This window comes from Ruegeria sp. AG1 (assembly GCF_056541705.1).
In genome coordinates, this window is record NZ_JBQFYU010000038.1 from 1 (window position 1) to 590 (window position 590).

The window sequence follows — 590 nt, forward strand, 5'->3', positions numbered from 1 at the left end:
GGCTCGATCACGTCCGAGCTGGGCCGTCAGCGCGACGAGATCGAGCTGATCGCGTCGGAAAACATCGTCTCTGCCGCCGTGATGGAAGCGCAGGGCTCGGTGATGACCAACAAATACGCCGAAGGCTACCCCGGTCGTCGTTACTATGGCGGCTGCCAGTTCGTCGATATCGCCGAAAACCTGGCCATCGACCGCGCGAAAGAGCTGTTTGGTTGTGGCTTTGCCAACGTGCAGCCGAACTCGGGCAGCCAGGCGAACCAGGGTGTTTTCCAGGCGCTGATCCAGCCCGGTGACACCATTCTGGGTATGTCGCTGGATGCCGGTGGTCACCTGACCCACGGTGCCCGCCCGAACCAGTCGGGCAAGTGGTTCAACGCCGTGCAATACGGCGTGCGCAAAGAAGACAACATGCTGGACTATGATCAGGTTGAGGCGCTGGCAAAAGAGCACCAGCCCAAGCTGATCATCGCAGGCGGCTCGGCCATCCCGCGTCAGATCGACTTTGCCCGCATGCGCGAGATCGCCGACATGGTCGGGGCCTACTTGCACGTGGACATGGCGCATTTCGCCGGTCTGGTGGCCGCAGGCGA

The 590-nt window shown here is 62.2% G+C and carries 1 protein-coding gene; it reads left to right on the top strand.

Annotation, left to right across the window (positions count from 1 at the left end; genetic code table 11):
* Nucleotides 1-590 (top strand): PLP-dependent aminotransferase family protein (locus ACR0B5_RS22875; protein ID WP_480543695.1); only part of this gene is annotated, 590 nt, incomplete at both ends.